Source organism: Maridesulfovibrio spiralis (SeqCode) (genome assembly GCF_048571135.1).
Classification (GTDB): Bacteria; Desulfobacterota; Desulfovibrionia; order Desulfovibrionales; family Desulfovibrionaceae; genus Maridesulfovibrio; species Maridesulfovibrio spiralis.
Genome location: NZ_CP182344.1, coordinates 2152702 through 2167027, shown reverse-complemented (window position 1 = coordinate 2167027; position 14326 = coordinate 2152702). Strand labels below are relative to the sequence as shown.

The following is a 14326-nucleotide window of genomic DNA, read 5'->3' as shown; positions in this document are numbered from 1 at the left end:
CATATTTCAGATTAGTAACAATTCAGATGGGAGAATATGACTATGGGTGATCGTATTGTGATTCAAGTGGATGAAGACCTGGAAGCCATCATGCCGCGCTATTTGGAAATCAGACATAAAGAACTTACAGAGCTTGAGGCAGCCGTTAACCAGAAAGATTTTGAAACAATACGCTTGCTGGGCCACCGTCTCAAAGGAACTGGGGCATCATACGGGCTTGAAGAGTTGACCAAACTCGGAACCATGATTGAAGACACGGCCATGGAAAAAGAAATGGGGGAAATCCCGGAACACACCTCACGAATAAGATATTTCCTTGATCATCTCGACATCAAATATGTCGAAATGGACGATTAAAAAGAAAGCCGGAAGTTTCAGAAACTTCCGGCTTTCTTTTTTAAATCAAAAACTTTCCGGTAACTGAATCCGGATTGGCGATAATTTCTTCGGGCGTTCCCTGCGCAACAATATGTCCACCTGACTCCCCGCCTCCGGGGCCAAGGTCAAAGACATAATCCGAAGCACGAATCACATCTGTATTGTGCTCAATGACAACAACCGTCGCACCCTTTTCCACCAGCTGCTGCAAGACCTTGATCAGCTTGCCGACCTCATGCATATGCAGTCCGGTGGTCGGCTCATCAAGAATATACAGGGTTCCGGGCAGGCTGCGCTTGCCAAGCTCACGGGATATCTTGATCCGCTGCGCTTCACCGCCGGAAAGGGTCGTCGCCGGCTGGCCCAGCTGCAGGTACTCCAGACCAACCTGCTCCAACACTTCCAGTCGGCGTTTAAGGGTCGGGTGATTCTCAAAGAAAGCCTTGGACTGGCGTACGGTCATATCCAGAACTTCCGCTATATTCTTTCCTTTGTAATCTACTTCCAGAGTCTGGCTGTTGTAACGTTTGCCCTTGCAGACGTCACAGGTCACATACACATCAGGCAGAAAGTGCATTTCCACCCTGATCTGTCCGTCACCGCGACAGGCTTCACAGCGTCCTCCACGCACGTTGAAACTGAACCGGCCCGGTTTATAACCGCGCTTCTTTGATTCTTTGGTAGCGCAAAATATTTTGCGGATTTCATCAAAAATCTTGGTGTAGGTGGCCGGGTTTGACCTCGGAGTTCTACCGATGGGAGACTGGTCGATGGAGATGACTTTTTCAATCTTTTCGATACCGTCAATACCGGAAATACGGCCTGGCTGGTCAACCTTCACCCCGCGCGATAAGGCAAGGTGCTTGTACATGGAATCCACCACCAACGAACTTTTGCCGGAACCGGAAACCCCGGTAAAACAGCAAAGCACACCCAGCGGTATATCCACATCCAGATTCTTAAGGTTGTTGGTTTTGACACCTTTCATCTTGATCCAGTCCTTGGGAATACGCCGTTCTTCGGGCTTATCAAGAGCAAGCTCACCGCGCAGATATTTCGCGGTCAGGGTCTGCGCTTTACCCAGCAGTTTTTTCACACTGCCCTGAAAAACAATCTCCCCGCCAAGCATCCCGGATCCGGGACCGATCTCAATTACATGGTCGGCGTTGCGGATGGTGGATTCATCATGCTCGACCACCAGCACGGTGTTGCCGCGAGATTGCAGAGAACGCAGAGTCTTGATCAACCGCTCGTTGTCTCGGGGGTGCAACCCGATGGAAGGCTCATCCAGCACGTAGGTAACACCCACCAGACCGGAACCGAGCTGGCCGGCAAGCCTGATACGCTGTGCTTCACCGCCGGAAAGAGTCGCCATATTACGTCCAAGGTTCAGGTAATCAAGGCCCACATTGACCATGAATCCCAAACGGTGAGTCAATTCCTTAAGCAGCGGTTCGGCGATGAGTAATTCATGGCCGGAAAACTCCAGATCTTCCAGCCAATCCAGTGCTCGCTGGATGGACATGGAACAAAAATCAAAAATCGAAACACCCTCAACCTTAACAGCAAGGGATTCCGGGCGCAGTCGCGCACCTTCACAGGCCGGACAAGGCTGCGACTGCCTGAAACGGGAAAGCTCATCACGCCAGATGCGTCCGAGATTGTGACCCACTTCAAGCAGATCGACCACACCTTCCCAGCCAAGGTCTTTATCACCGTAGAACAGCGCCTTGTGCGCGTCCCCGGAAAATTCACTGAGCGGGGTATCGACCTTGAAGCCGTACTTCTTACCCAGAGCACGGAACCCCTCTTCGTACCTTTCGAACATTTTCGGGGATTTCCAAGGAATAACCGCCCCTGTTTTCAGGGAAAGGCCCTTGTTGGGGGCCAGCAGTTCCGGCTCATAATATTCCACACTGCCGATACCGGAACAAAGTGTACAGGCTCCCTGCGGGCTGTTGAACGAAAACAGCTGCGGGGAAAGCTTGGGCATACTTATTTTGCAGGAGGGGCAGGTGGACATGGTCGAAAGGTACACATCATCGCCGCCGATGATGGAAACCACGATGGATTCATCTCCATAGCGCAGGGCCAGTTCCAGAGAATCACCCAGACGCTTTTTCATATCGCCCTTGATGACCAGACGGTCCACGACCAGATCGACATTGTGCTTCTTGTTCTTTTCAAGGTCCGGAACATCGTCGATACCATAGACCTGACCGTCCACCCGTACACGCACGAAACCTTCTTTTTTCAGTTTCTTGAACAGGTCCTTATGCGTACCCTTCTGGTGGTCCACCATGGGGGCCAGCAGCATGAATTTGGTCCCTTCACCAAAGGACATAATCCGTTCCAGAATCTGGTCTGAAGTCTGGGCCTGAATGGGTTCGCCGCATTCGGGACAGTGGAATTTGCCCAGTCTTGCAAAAAAGACACGCAGGAAATCATAAATCTCTGTGACTGTACCGACAGTTGAACGCGGGTTACGCGAGGTGGACTGCTGCTCCAGAGAAATTGCCGGAGACAGGCCCTCGATCTTATCGACCTTAGGTTTATCCAGCTGCGGCAGGAACTGACGCGCGTAAGCGGAAAGAGACTCCACGTATCTGCGCTGCCCTTCTGCATAGACAATATCAAAAGACAGGGTTGATTTACCGGACCCCGAAGGGCCGCAGACCACAACCAGCTGGTCGCGGGGGATATCAAGATTCAAATTTTTGAGGTTGTGCTGACGCGCACCTTCAATATGGATAAATTTTTTGTTCATAGTTGAGGCAGATTTGATGCGCTTCGCGCTTTGATGAAAAGATTTTGCCTCCGGCGGCTTAAACCCTTTGGAAAGGGTTTAAGAATCCCAAACTTTTTTAGTTGGGCTTCGCCGTTCTGGCTTTTGATTTGGAAAAAAACTAACGAAGTGAGAGAATAAGCATTCAGGATTTGTTGGCAAGCTTAATAAGAATAATTCTTGATTATTTTTTTATATCGGCTTCGAAAACAGAGTTTTCAACCATGGCACAAGTAGAAAAATTGTCCTCCGCATCTTCGAGACCGCACTCTTTAATATCAGTGATGAAAAGCTCCACCAGTTCGGGATCAAGGGAAGGTCCGGCCAGATTGCGCAAGATAGAAAAGGCTTTATCAAGGTCCATGGCCTGCTGATAAGTCCGGGTTGTGGTTATCGCGTCAAAGACGTCTGCAATGGAAAGGATACGTGATCCGATTGTGATTTCATCCCCTCTCAGCCCGTTGGGATATCCGGTCCCGTCCAGCCGCTCATGGTGCGAACGCACGTATTCCAAAGCTGGCCCGAGGAACTCCAGCCCGCGCAACATTTTGTATCCCCATTCCGGGTGCTGCTTGATTTCGGAGAGCATTTCCGCATCAACCCTGGTATCAACATTCTGGATCAAACGGTCGCTGAAACCGATCTTGCCGATATCGTGCAAAGTCCCGGCAACACGCATGGTCCAGATTTCATCATCAGAAAGCCCCCCCCTGCGTGCCAGCCGCTCGCAATAAAGACCCACCCGCTCCGCATGTCCACGGGTGTACGGATCACGCAGACTCAAGCCACGGGCCACGGCCTTAATGGTCGCCACGATATTGCATTTAAGATCATCATTGGCCTGTTCAAGAGCAAACTCACGGGCCTCGATACGGACCATCATCAACCCAACAGATTCAGCAAGTTCCCGCACATACGGATCATATTCATCAGTGGTCAGGGACATGATATCATTTGAATAATTGCCGCCGGAAATTTCCTGAATACAGGTCAGCAGTTCTGTGAGTCCTTTCATGAAGCTATCCGTATACTTAAGTAAAATGTTGTAAACTTTTTTGATCTTTAACTGGGAAGCAGTTTAATGAATCCTTCATTTAATTTCTACATTCTTAACAGCATTGTTTTAAGGAGAGTGGGTGGCGATTTTTGAGAAGGTATTTGAAGATTTTTGATTATATTTAGTAATTATTTTAGTTAATTTGAAACAAATTATTCTTATAGAGCAATTTCTAATGCTCTATTAGAATAATTCTATTGGGATAATTTTTAGTGCTCTAAGAGAGCAAAAACAAAGTCCCCCCTTCCGCACACAGCAGAAAGGAGGACTTTTCTAAATCCAAATATATAAACTCAGCAGCATTAAGCCCCGACATGCTCCTTGTAAGCCTGTACGGTATTGATCAGCAGCTGGGCGATGGTCATGGGACCTACTCCGCCGGGAACGGGGGTCATGGCGGAAGCTACGTCTTCCAGCGCTGCGTAATCGCAATCACCTACCAGACCTTCATCGGTGCGGTTGATTCCTACGTCAACGACAACGGCGCCGTCCTTGACCATTTCTTTCTTGATGAATTTGGGGATGCCGATGGCGGCGAAAACGAAATCCGCGGCTTTGACTTCCTCAGCGAGGTTGTCAGTGCGGGAATGGCAGACGGTTACGGTAGCGTTGGCGAAATCACCGTACTGCATGAGCATCATTGCCAGCGGTTTACCAACGATGTTGGAACGTCCTACCACTACAGCTTTCTTGCCGGAAGTGGGCAGATTGTAGCGCTCCAGCAGGGTGATTATACCCGCGGGGGTGCAGGACCGGAAACCGGGCAGGCCGAGCATGAGCTTGCCTACGTTCATGGGATGGAAACCGTCAACATCCTTACCGGGATCAATGAGTTCGAGACAACGCTGGCTGTCCAGACCTTTGGGCAGGGGCAGCTGCAAAAGGATACCGTCGATGGTGTCATCTGCATTCAGCTTCTGGATCAGTCCTTCAAGCTCTTCCTGTGAAACGGACGCATCGATACGGTGCGCGCTGGAAACAATACCCGCTTTTTCGCAGGCGATTTCCTTATTACGCACGTAGACCTGAGATGCCGGGTCTTCACCGACAAGAATAACGGCCAGACCGGGCGCGCGGCCGTGTTTTTCTTTAAGTCCGTCTATCTCTACTTTCAGCTCTTCACGAATAGTAAGGGCTGTTTCTTTACCATTCAAAATCTGCATTGAAATTTCTCCGCTGTTTATGGCCTGTGGGTGAAAAAATCCTTATTTTAATTTTCCCTCACTGGCAAGAAAACAAGACGGCAGTTTCGACTTAATTAAAGCCGAAACTGCCGTCTCTGGAAATATTAAATCCCTGACGATCTCACGGGGCAGCAATGAAACAACTTTCCGCACACTTGGATATCACCCAGAGCGCAAGCCCGGTAAAAGGTTCTGAAAGGGATGGGGGCAGAGGAAGGGAAAAACCTTATAAAGGTTTTCCCTTCCCCAACCGCCGGGGGCAATATATTACTCTTCGCCGAAGAAAGCTTCTTTCAGAGCGGGACCGTAGTAGATTCCATCATCTTCGAGATCTTCTTCAATGCGCAGCAGCTGGTTGTACTTGGCAAGACGGTCGGAACGGCACAGGGAGCCGGTCTTAATCTGGCCTGCGTTCAGACCTACTGCGAGGTCGGCGATGAAGTGGTCGCTGGTTTCACCGGAACGGTGGGATACGACGTTGGTGTAGCTTGCGGTTTTAGCAAGCTCCATGGTGTCGAGGGTTTCAGTAAGGGTTCCGATCTGGTTAAGCTTGATCAGGATGGAGTTACAAGCACCGCGCTCGATACCTTCAGCAAGGATATCGGGGTTGGTTACGAACAGGTCATCACCGACGAGCTGGATTTTTTCACCCAGATCTTCAGTCAGTTTTACCCAACCATCCCAATCGCCTTCTGCCAGACCATCTTCAATAGAGATCAGCGGGAAGCGTTCTACGAAATCAGCGTAGAAATCAATCATACCCTGAGCGTCGAATTCTTTGCCTTCGCCGGCCAGAACATACTTTCCGTCTTTGTAGAATTCGGAAGCAGCAGCATCAATAGCGAGAGCTACGTCAGCACCGGGGCGGTAGCCAGCTTTTTCGATAGCTTTCATGATGTATTCGAAAGCCTGAGCGTGGGACTCAAGGTTCGGAGCGAAGCCGCCTTCGTCACCAACTGCGGTGTTGTGGCCGTCAGCAGCCAGCAGACCTTTCAGGGTGTGGAAAATTTCAGAACCCATGCGCAGAGCTTCAGCGAAAGTCTCAGCGCCGATAGGCATGATCATGAATTCCTGAATATCGAGGTTGTTGGGTGCGTGCTCGCCACCGTTGATGATGTTCATCATGGGAACGGGCAGGAGCTTGCCGTTAACACCGCCGAGGTACTGGTAAAGGGGAATACCGAGCAGGTTTGCACCGGCGCGGGCAACAGCGAGGGATACGCCAAGCATTGCGTTTGCACCGAGACGGTCTTTGTTTTCGGTTCCGTCCAGTTCGATAAGAGTATTATCAATGGTAACCTGACGCAGGGCATCCTGACCGACGAGAGCTTCAGCAATCTCTTCACGAATGTTTGCCACGGCAACCTGAACGCCTTTACCCATGTAACGGTCTTTATCGCCGTCACGCAGTTCGAGGGCTTCACGGGTTCCGGTGGATGCGCCGGAGGGAACAGCGGCACGGCCGGTTGCTCCGGATTCAAGTACGACTTCTACTTCTACGGTGGGGTTACCTCTGGAGTCGAGAATTTCTCTCGCCCAGACTGCTACGATAGTGCTCATGACAAATCTCCTTAAAATAAATCAACACTTTCCGGTTACTTAAACTACCGGGCACGTTCCCGGCCAAAAAACCTACACTAAACTATTTTTCACTGCCAAACCAAGCCATGCGCAACCCGTCCAGAAGCAGGGTTGGTTCAACATGGTCAATGGCCCGGCAGACTTCAGCAATCTTGGAAGCAAAACCTCCGGTGGCGATGAGCTCGACCTCCCCGCCGAGAGTCTTGCCTAAACGCTCGCTCAAGCCTTCAACCATAGCCGCAAAACCGAAGATAAGCCCCTGATTAAGGCTGTCTGCGGTACTTTTGCCCGGCCTGATGGTATGAGACTCGATCTCTAAAGAAATATGCGGCAGCTTCGCAGTCCCGGACGCCAGCGCCTTGGTAGAGGACAGCACCCCGGGGCAGATCAGCCCGCCCATGTAATCATTACCCACAACACAATCAAATGTGGTGGCAGTGCCGAAATCAACAACAATAAGATTCTCGCTGTCGCTGATCTGGCGGCCCGCATAGGCTGTTACCAGTCTGTCCGCACCAACTTCCCAAGGCCTTTCATACTTATTGTTCAAAGCCAGAGGGATGGAGTCAGGTGCAAATCGCAGCTCACAGGGAAAAAAGCGTTCCACTGCCCGTTTCAGAATCGGATTCATGGGCGGAACAACCGAGGATACAGCCCCGCCGATGATATCTTCATTGGAAAAACCGGCCACACGACAGATTTCAAGGAGCTTCAGACCCCATGAATCAGCTGTGCCTCCGGGATCGGTGGGCAACGTGAATGATGGACCGATCTTATCACGGGTGGAAAAACCAATTTTTGTATTGGTATTACCCACATCAAAAAGTAAAATAGTTTCCGAACTCAAGGAGTACTCCGCTGCTTGCTGGATTCTTGCTCCGAATTTTAATACCATATTCCGCAAAAACTAAAAACAGGATTGCGCTACAATTACGGTACAACCCGGAATCTGTGTTCAAAGACCGTTCGAAAAACGAAAACCGCAATTGATTTTTCTTTCCGGACAGTCTTTTAAGACCTGTCTGGACCACCGCGTACTCCATTCTTGAAAAGGAATCAATATGGTTTTCTGATCGAAAGTGAACACAAAAATGTTCGAAATGCAACAATTTTGTAATAATTTGATAGTTTATTGACTTGAATTGAATTAAAAATTAAAAATAAATAATCATCAAAAAAATTTAATTCCACACGAAACCCTATGCGGAGCATGCCGTGCCAGACAAAAAACTTCTCTCCATTGCGGAGATTTCACGCCTGCTGGAAGTCCCCGAATCCACCCTCCACTACTGGAAAAATCGTTTCGCGCAATACCTGCCCAGCACAGGCCGCAACAGGCAGAAGAGGTTCAAATCCGAAGCAGTTGAAATTTTTAAAATTATCTCCACCATGCTTAAGCAAGGGCACACAGCAGAAGACGTAATGGCCGAGCTTTCCCGCAAATACCCGGTCAATGCCAGTATCGACACACAGGAAACTCAACCTTCCGCAACAGTACCGGTTCAGATGCAGCAGGCAAATCTTGAACCCGCCATCCAACTGGCCGCCGCCATGGGGACTGAGATCGCGAAATCTATTAATGAAGGTCTGAAAGGTATGCTTTCCTGCATGCCCAGCGGAGCCATATCTGAAGATATTAAAGCCTGCATGGATAAAGCCACTGCAGACCTCAGTACACAAAACGAGAATATCGAAAATTTAAAAAGCGAAAATGAACAGTTGAAAGACAAATTATCCATAATGGAAGCGGAGTTGGTCCGGTTACGCAAGGACCGCCGTGAAATGGAGAAGTTCCTCCTTGACAAGTTAAAAAACATCACTAAATAGAGCAAACTGCTGAAAAGCAGCTTACGAATCAAAATCCAATTTACCTTCCGACCGTCTTGCATGGCCGGAAGGAATTTTATGTTTACGGAGGAACACATGACTGCACAGACAGAAAAATTCGAATTCAAGGCTGAGGTAAACCAGCTGCTGGACATCCTGGTCCACTCACTCTACACCAACCGCGAAATTTTCCTGCGCGAACTGGTTTCCAACGCATCTGACGCTCTTGACAAAATGCGTTTCGCCATCAACAGCAACCCCGAGCTGGAAGATGAAGTGGAACCTGAAATCTTCATCGCTTATGACGAAACAAATAAAACCGTCACCGTAACTGATACCGGTATCGGCATGACCCGAGAAGAAGTGATGGCCAACATCGGCACCATCGCCCATTCCGGTTCCGCGCAGTTCGTCAAGCAGGCAGCTGAATCCAAAGAAAGCCTCGACTCCCTGATCGGCCGTTTCGGCGTAGGCTTCTACTCCATCTTCATGGTTTCCGACCATGTTGTTGTCCGCACCAAATCCTACCAGAAAGACGCCCCCGCAATCCAGTGGGTTTCCGATGGAAAGAATGCTTACGAACTCACCGAAATCGAAGCTGAGATGGATCACGGGACAACCATTGAGATCCACCTTAATGACGAGAACGTTGAGCGTTTCGGTTCCGACGACAAACTCATGGATATCGTCAAACGCCACTCCAACTTCGTATCTTTCCCGATCATGATCGGCGGCGAGCGAGTCAACACTGTATCCGCGCTCTGGCGTGAACCAAAGTTCCAGATCAAACAGGAACAATATGACGAATTCTATAAATTCCTGACCTACGACGCACAGCCTCCCATCGACACCCTGCACTTCTCTGTCGATGCTCCGGTACAGTTTAACTCCCTGCTCTTCATCCCGGAAAAGGACCTCGATATTTTCGGCATGGATCGCGACAACTGGGGACTCGATCTCTACGTTCGCCGTGTACTCATTGAAAAGCAGAACAAAAACCTGCTCCCCGAATATCTGAGCTTCATCAAGGGTGTAGTCGATACGGAAGACCTGCCCCTGAACATCTCCCGCGAGACCCTGCAGGACAACCTGCTCATCGGCAAAATCAGCGCAACCCTGACCAAGCAGGTTCTGGGACAGCTGGAAAAGCTTGCTAAAGACGACGCGGAAAAATACGCCAAATTCTGGAAAGCCCATGCCAAGATTTTCAAAGCCGGACACATGGACTTCGTTAACCGCGAAAAATACGCCAAACTGCTGCGCTTTGATTCTTCCAAAGCAGAAGACGATACACTGATATCCTTCGCCGATTACATCGAGCGTGCCAAAGAAGACCAGAAAGAAATCTACTACTCCTTTGTCGCCAGCCGTGAGGCCGCGAACCTCAACCCGCACCTCGAAATATTCCGCAACAAGGACATCGAAGTACTCTACCTCTACGAACCCATTGATGAATTCGTCATGGAATCCATCCGCGAACACGAAGGTTTCAACTTCGTAGCTGCTGAGTACGCCGACCTTGAAAAGCTGGATAAATTCGAATCCGCAACGAAAGAAGATGAGCCGGAACCTCTTTCCGAAGAACAGGAAAAAGACATGGACGGTCTTATCGCCAAAATGAAGGAAGTCCTCGGCGAACAGGTTGCAGAAGTAAAAGTATCTGAACGTCTTTCAAACTCTCCCTGCCGCCTAGTTAACCCCGACGGTGCTATGACTTCATCCATGGAAAAACTGATGAAGGCCATGAACAAAGACAACTCCATCCCCACAAAGACCATGGAAGTCAACGCCGACCATCCGCTGCTGCGCTCCATGCTGGAGATATACAAGGTCAACCCGGAAGATGAGTTTATCTCTCTTTCAGCCAACCAGCTTCTCGAGTCCGCTCTGCTGCTGGAAGGCTACCTCAACGATCCCCACGCTCTCGTGGGCCGCATACAGAGCCTGCTAACCAAAGCCGGCGGCTGGTATGCTGAACTGGAAAAGAAAGGCTAGCTGCATAAGGAAGTCTACAAATCAGCCCCGTAGAACTCAGGTTCTCCGGGGCTTTTCTATTTTTATTTAAAACACTGTTGATCCCTCCAGCAGCTTAATATATTATATAAATAGCCGCCAAAGGGATACACCTGACCAGTTCAGAACAGGGAGAATTAGATGAACCGAAAATACCTATCCGAAAACTTCGAACTGAAAAGTGCGCTGGGAAGATTCGCACAGGATTACGAATTGTTAGATGAAGCCATTGCCATTTTCAAAGAAGAAGCACCCAAGCATCTTGCCGAGATAAAAAAATGCCTCGAACTGGGGGAATTTCAAGAAGCTTCGACCCATGCACACACATTAAAAAGTGAATGCGCAGCAGTAGGAGCAAGTAAAGCCCAAGCAATAAGCTTAACCATGGAAAAAACAACCGCCAACAAGGATATTACACAAGCAAAAGAAATTCTGCCTGACCTTGAAAAAATCGTTGCTGATGCTGTTAAATTTTTACCTGAATCAACAGAATTTATGGTTAACCCAAATATGAAATTATTACACAGCTAAGAGCAGTGCATCTTTTCATTTTAACCGTCACGCGTTAGAGAGCATAAAACTTTTTCTAACCACGCACATTCATATTTATGAAAACAATCCTGATTGTCGATGACGACCCTAAGATGCTCAAACTACTTGAGCATTACCTCAGAAATGAAGAGGTAACTACCCTCACCGCTACAGACGGAGAGCAGGGCTTGGCTTTGTTTGGTGAAAATTCAATAGATCTTGTCATCATCGATATTTTTATGCCCAACATGGACGGTATACAAACCATCCTGGAAATCAAGCAGAAACAGAACGAAAGTAAAATTCTTGTGATCTCCGGCGGCGGGGAATTCACAGGACTTGAATATTTGAAGCAGGCCAAAGCTCTTGGCGCAAAAGAAGCGCTGGTCAAACCGTTCTCACAAAATGACTTTCTGACCACCGTGCGAACGATGCTGGGCTAAGTACTCCTACCTACGCGAGCAGGCCAGACTTACCCCCAGTCCCACAAAAGCAGTTCCCAGAACTTTATTGATATAGCTGCAAACAGCTGTGCCCTTTATTATTTCCTTCAGCTTTTCACCTCCGCAGGCATAAATCATCATACACCCGAAAGCGATTACGCTAAGCAGCCCCAAAAGCATGGCAAAGTGCTGTATGGAAGCCTGTCCGTTGTTGATAAACTGTGGAAACAAAGCGCTGAAAAACACAATCGCCTTGGGATTTCCTGCCGCAACCCAGAACCCTTGAGTGTACAGCTTACGGGTGGAAATCTTTTTCTTTACATCAGCGCGCTCTTCATCAAGGGTGAAATCACCGGACATAAACACCCCGATCCCAAGCCAGAAAAGATAAGCCGCCCCGGCATATTTAACCAGCAAGAAAGCAGTCTCAGAAGCAGCCAAGAGAGCTCCCAGCCCGGCAATTGAAACCACTGCCTGTAAAAATGATGCGGTACAATTACCTAAAGCGGTAGCAACAGCGCGCCTGGCCCCGTACTTGATTCCATGTGTCAAGGCCAGAATCATACTCGGCCCCGGGATAATGGATGCCAGAAAAACAGTCAGCACATAGACTCCCCAGAATTCAACAGACACTGCTATCACTCCTTTAAAAAAACAGGCCGTGCCCGAATAAATCGGACACGGCCTTTTAAGTCAATTTACATTCCGGCAATTAGCCTTCAAGCTCTGCCGCTGCTTTTTCAACGGAATCAATGAATCCCTGACGGGCTTCCCTGATCTTTCCGGCCAGACTTTCGTCATGCAGAGCCAGAATCTGCGCGGCCATCCACGCGGAGTTCTTTGCGCCTACTTTATCGAGGGCAACAGTTCCTACGGGGAATCCCGGAGGCATCTGCACAGTTGCCAGCAGAGCATCCATACCACCGAGGGCGGAACCGCAAATGGGTACACCCAGAACAGGGCGGATAGTCTTTGCTGCCACTGCCCCGGCAAGGTGCGCGGCAAGGCCAGCGGCACAGATAAAGATTTCACAACCGTTGTCTTCCAATTCTTTAACCAGTTTCGCAGTCCTTTCGGGGGTGCGGTGGGCAGAAGAAACAGTGAACACGTGGGGAATACCGAGCTTGGTCAGCAGATCGGAACAAGGCTGCATTGTATCCTTATCCGAAATGGACCCCATGAAAATAGCTACTTTTGCACTCATTTTTTAAGACCCTTGTCACCTATGTCGCGACGGAAGTAAGCTTTGTCGAAGCTGAGTTTTTCAACTGCTTCGTAAGCCTTTTTCTGGGCTGCTCCGAGATCCGCCCCCAGAGCGGTAACACCCAGCACACGTCCGCCGCTGGTTAATGTTTTACCCTCTTCATACTTTGTCCCGGCCTGAAAGACCTTGACGCCTTCAATCTTTTCAGCTTCCTCAAATCCGGTGATCTCAGCTCCTTTATCGTAGGAGCCGGGATATCCGCCGGCAGCCATGACCACGCAAAGGGTGGTTTCTTCTTTGAGCTTCACATCCACTTCGGGGAGGCGGTTCTCAACGCAGGCCAGCATTATTTCAACCAGATCGCAATCCAGACGCATCAGCAGCGGCTGGCATTCGGGGTCACCGAAACGAACATTGTATTCAAGGACGGAAGGACCGTCTTCAGTGTACATGAGTCCGGCATAAAGAATGCCGGTAAAAGGCTCGCCGCGATCGGCAAGCAGTTTAAGAATGGGCTTGATAACAAGTTCAGCAGTCTCAGCATATTTGTCACGGGGAAGAATAGGAGCGGGGCTGTATGCGCCCATGCCGCCGGTGTTGGGACCTGTGTCACCTTCACCCACGGCTTTATGGTCCTGCGCGGAAGGAAGCAGAGCGTAATCTTCTCCTGCGCAGAAAGCGAGGAAGGAAGCTTCTTCACCCTTGAGGGCTTCTTCTACTACTACCCTTTCGCCGGCAGTACCGAAAATTTTCTTAACCATCATATCGTCGAGGGCTTCAAGAGCCTCTTCAACAGTTCCGGCAACAACAACACCTTTACCTGCAGCAAGACCGTCAGCCTTGACTACAATGGGAGCGCCCTGCTCTTCTACGAACTTTTTAGCCAGTTCGTATTCATCGAAAACCTGGAAAGGAGCTGTGGGCACACCGGAATCGCGCATGGTGATCTTGGAAAAGGCTTTGCTGCCCTCAAGATTAGCGGCGTATGCACCGGGGCCAAAACAGGGGATACCTTCTTTGGCAAGGGCTTCTTTGATGCCCAGAACCAGAGGAAGCTCCGGTCCGGCTACCACGAGGTCAATTTTATTTTCTTTGGCAAAGTTGACCAGACCGGGCAGGTCGTCATCCTGGATATCTACGTTTGTTCCGTGCAGACGGGTTCCGCCGTTACCCGGGGCGATAAAAATCTCAGAAACCTTGGAACTCTGGCTTATTTTCCAAGCCAGAGCGTGTTCTCTTCCGCCTGAACCTACAACAAGTATTTTCATGAAATAATTCCTCTTCGGATTGAGCTGAAGTGACCTGTGGGTATAAACGCCTCCA

General features: G+C 49.5%; 13 protein-coding genes. 5 read left to right on the top strand and 8 right to left on the bottom strand.

Annotated features, from left to right (window positions below; genetic code table 11):
* Positions 1-42: 42 nt before the first annotated feature.
* A complete protein-coding gene (locus ACNI29_RS09690) occupies positions 43-357 on the top strand; it encodes an Hpt domain-containing protein (protein WP_419782005.1) in 315 nt (104 codons plus the stop codon).
* Positions 358-397: 40 nt separating this feature from the next.
* Here the strand turns inward: ACNI29_RS09690 and uvrA are convergent, their stop codons facing one another.
* The 5 genes from uvrA to ACNI29_RS09665 form a co-directional block, all read right to left on the bottom strand.
* Positions 398-3145, bottom strand: a complete 2748-nt coding sequence (gene uvrA, locus ACNI29_RS09685; RefSeq protein ID WP_419782004.1) for an excinuclease ABC subunit UvrA — start codon at positions 3143-3145, stop codon at positions 398-400.
* Between the two features lie 202 nt (positions 3146-3347).
* Positions 3348-4178 (bottom strand): HD-GYP domain-containing protein, encoded by an 831-nt coding sequence (locus ACNI29_RS09680; RefSeq protein WP_419782003.1) that lies wholly within the window; start codon positions 4176-4178, stop codon positions 3348-3350.
* Between the two features lie 344 nt (positions 4179-4522).
* Entirely contained in the window at positions 4523-5383 is an 861-nt protein-coding gene (gene folD, locus ACNI29_RS09675; RefSeq protein WP_419782002.1) for a bifunctional methylenetetrahydrofolate dehydrogenase/methenyltetrahydrofolate cyclohydrolase FolD, read from the bottom strand.
* Positions 5384-5671: 288 nt separating this feature from the next.
* Entirely contained in the window at positions 5672-6964 is a 1293-nt protein-coding gene (gene eno / locus ACNI29_RS09670) for a phosphopyruvate hydratase (protein ID WP_419782001.1), read from the bottom strand.
* Positions 6965-7046: 82 nt separating this feature from the next.
* Entirely contained in the window at positions 7047-7832 is a 786-nt protein-coding gene (locus ACNI29_RS09665; protein ID WP_419782000.1) for a type III pantothenate kinase, read from the bottom strand.
* A gap of 368 nt (positions 7833-8200) precedes the next feature.
* Between ACNI29_RS09665 and ACNI29_RS09660 the strand changes: the two genes are divergently transcribed.
* From ACNI29_RS09660 to ACNI29_RS09645, 4 genes are all read left to right on the top strand, one after another.
* Complete coding sequence (locus ACNI29_RS09660; protein WP_419781999.1) at positions 8201-8812, top strand: MerR family transcriptional regulator; 612 nt, start codon at positions 8201-8203, stop codon at positions 8810-8812.
* Positions 8813-8908: 96 nt separating this feature from the next.
* Complete coding sequence (gene htpG / locus ACNI29_RS09655) at positions 8909-10807, top strand: molecular chaperone HtpG (protein ID WP_419781998.1); 1899 nt, start codon at positions 8909-8911, stop codon at positions 10805-10807.
* Between the two features lie 159 nt (positions 10808-10966).
* On the top strand, positions 10967-11356 hold the full coding sequence (locus tag ACNI29_RS09650) for an Hpt domain-containing protein (RefSeq protein WP_419781997.1): 390 nt from the start codon (positions 10967-10969) through the stop codon (positions 11354-11356).
* A 77-nt stretch (positions 11357-11433) separates the two neighbouring features.
* Positions 11434-11799 carry a response regulator transcription factor gene (locus ACNI29_RS09645; protein ID WP_419781996.1) on the top strand — a complete coding sequence of 122 codons (366 nt, stop codon included), beginning with the start codon at positions 11434-11436 and terminating at the stop codon, positions 11797-11799.
* A 6-nt stretch (positions 11800-11805) separates the two neighbouring features.
* Here the strand turns inward: ACNI29_RS09645 and ACNI29_RS09640 are convergent, their stop codons facing one another.
* From ACNI29_RS09640 to purD, 3 genes are all read right to left on the bottom strand, one after another.
* Positions 11806-12432 (bottom strand): LysE family translocator, encoded by a 627-nt coding sequence (locus ACNI29_RS09640; protein WP_419781995.1) that lies wholly within the window; start codon positions 12430-12432, stop codon positions 11806-11808.
* Positions 12433-12511: 79 nt separating this feature from the next.
* Positions 12512-13003: a 5-(carboxyamino)imidazole ribonucleotide mutase gene (gene purE / locus ACNI29_RS09635; protein ID WP_419781994.1), complete on the bottom strand. Its 492-nt coding sequence runs from the start codon at positions 13001-13003 to the stop codon at positions 12512-12514.
* Complete coding sequence (purD, locus tag ACNI29_RS09630) at positions 13000-14271, bottom strand: phosphoribosylamine--glycine ligase (RefSeq protein ID WP_419781993.1); 1272 nt, start codon at positions 14269-14271, stop codon at positions 13000-13002. Before purD ends, purE begins: the two co-directional genes overlap by 4 nt.
* Positions 14272-14326 lie beyond the last annotated feature (55 nt).

Bases quoted from the DNA above. Each gene is read 5' to 3' on its own strand.
- ACNI29_RS09680 (WP_419782003.1), bottom strand. From the start codon at position 4,178: ATGAAAGGACTCACAGAACTGCTGACCTGTATTCAGGAAATTTCCGGC.
- uvrA (WP_419782004.1), bottom strand. From the start codon at position 3,145: ATGAACAAAAAATTTATCCATATTGAAGGTGCGCGTCAGCACAACCTC.
- ACNI29_RS09650 (WP_419781997.1), top strand. From the start codon at position 10,967: ATGAACCGAAAATACCTATCCGAAAACTTCGAACTGAAAAGTGCGCTG.
- purD (WP_419781993.1), bottom strand. From the start codon at position 14,271: ATGAAAATACTTGTTGTAGGTTCAGGCGGAAGAGAACACGCTCTGGCT.
- folD (WP_419782002.1), bottom strand. From the start codon at position 5,383: ATGCAGATTTTGAATGGTAAAGAAACAGCCCTTACTATTCGTGAAGAG.
- ACNI29_RS09645 (WP_419781996.1), top strand. From the start codon at position 11,434: ATGAAAACAATCCTGATTGTCGATGACGACCCTAAGATGCTCAAACTA.
- eno (WP_419782001.1), bottom strand. From the start codon at position 6,964: ATGAGCACTATCGTAGCAGTCTGGGCGAGAGAAATTCTCGACTCCAGA.
- htpG (WP_419781998.1), top strand. From the start codon at position 8,909: ATGACTGCACAGACAGAAAAATTCGAATTCAAGGCTGAGGTAAACCAG.
- purE (WP_419781994.1), bottom strand. From the start codon at position 13,003: ATGAGTGCAAAAGTAGCTATTTTCATGGGGTCCATTTCGGATAAGGAT.
- ACNI29_RS09690 (WP_419782005.1), top strand. From the start codon at position 43: ATGGGTGATCGTATTGTGATTCAAGTGGATGAAGACCTGGAAGCCATC.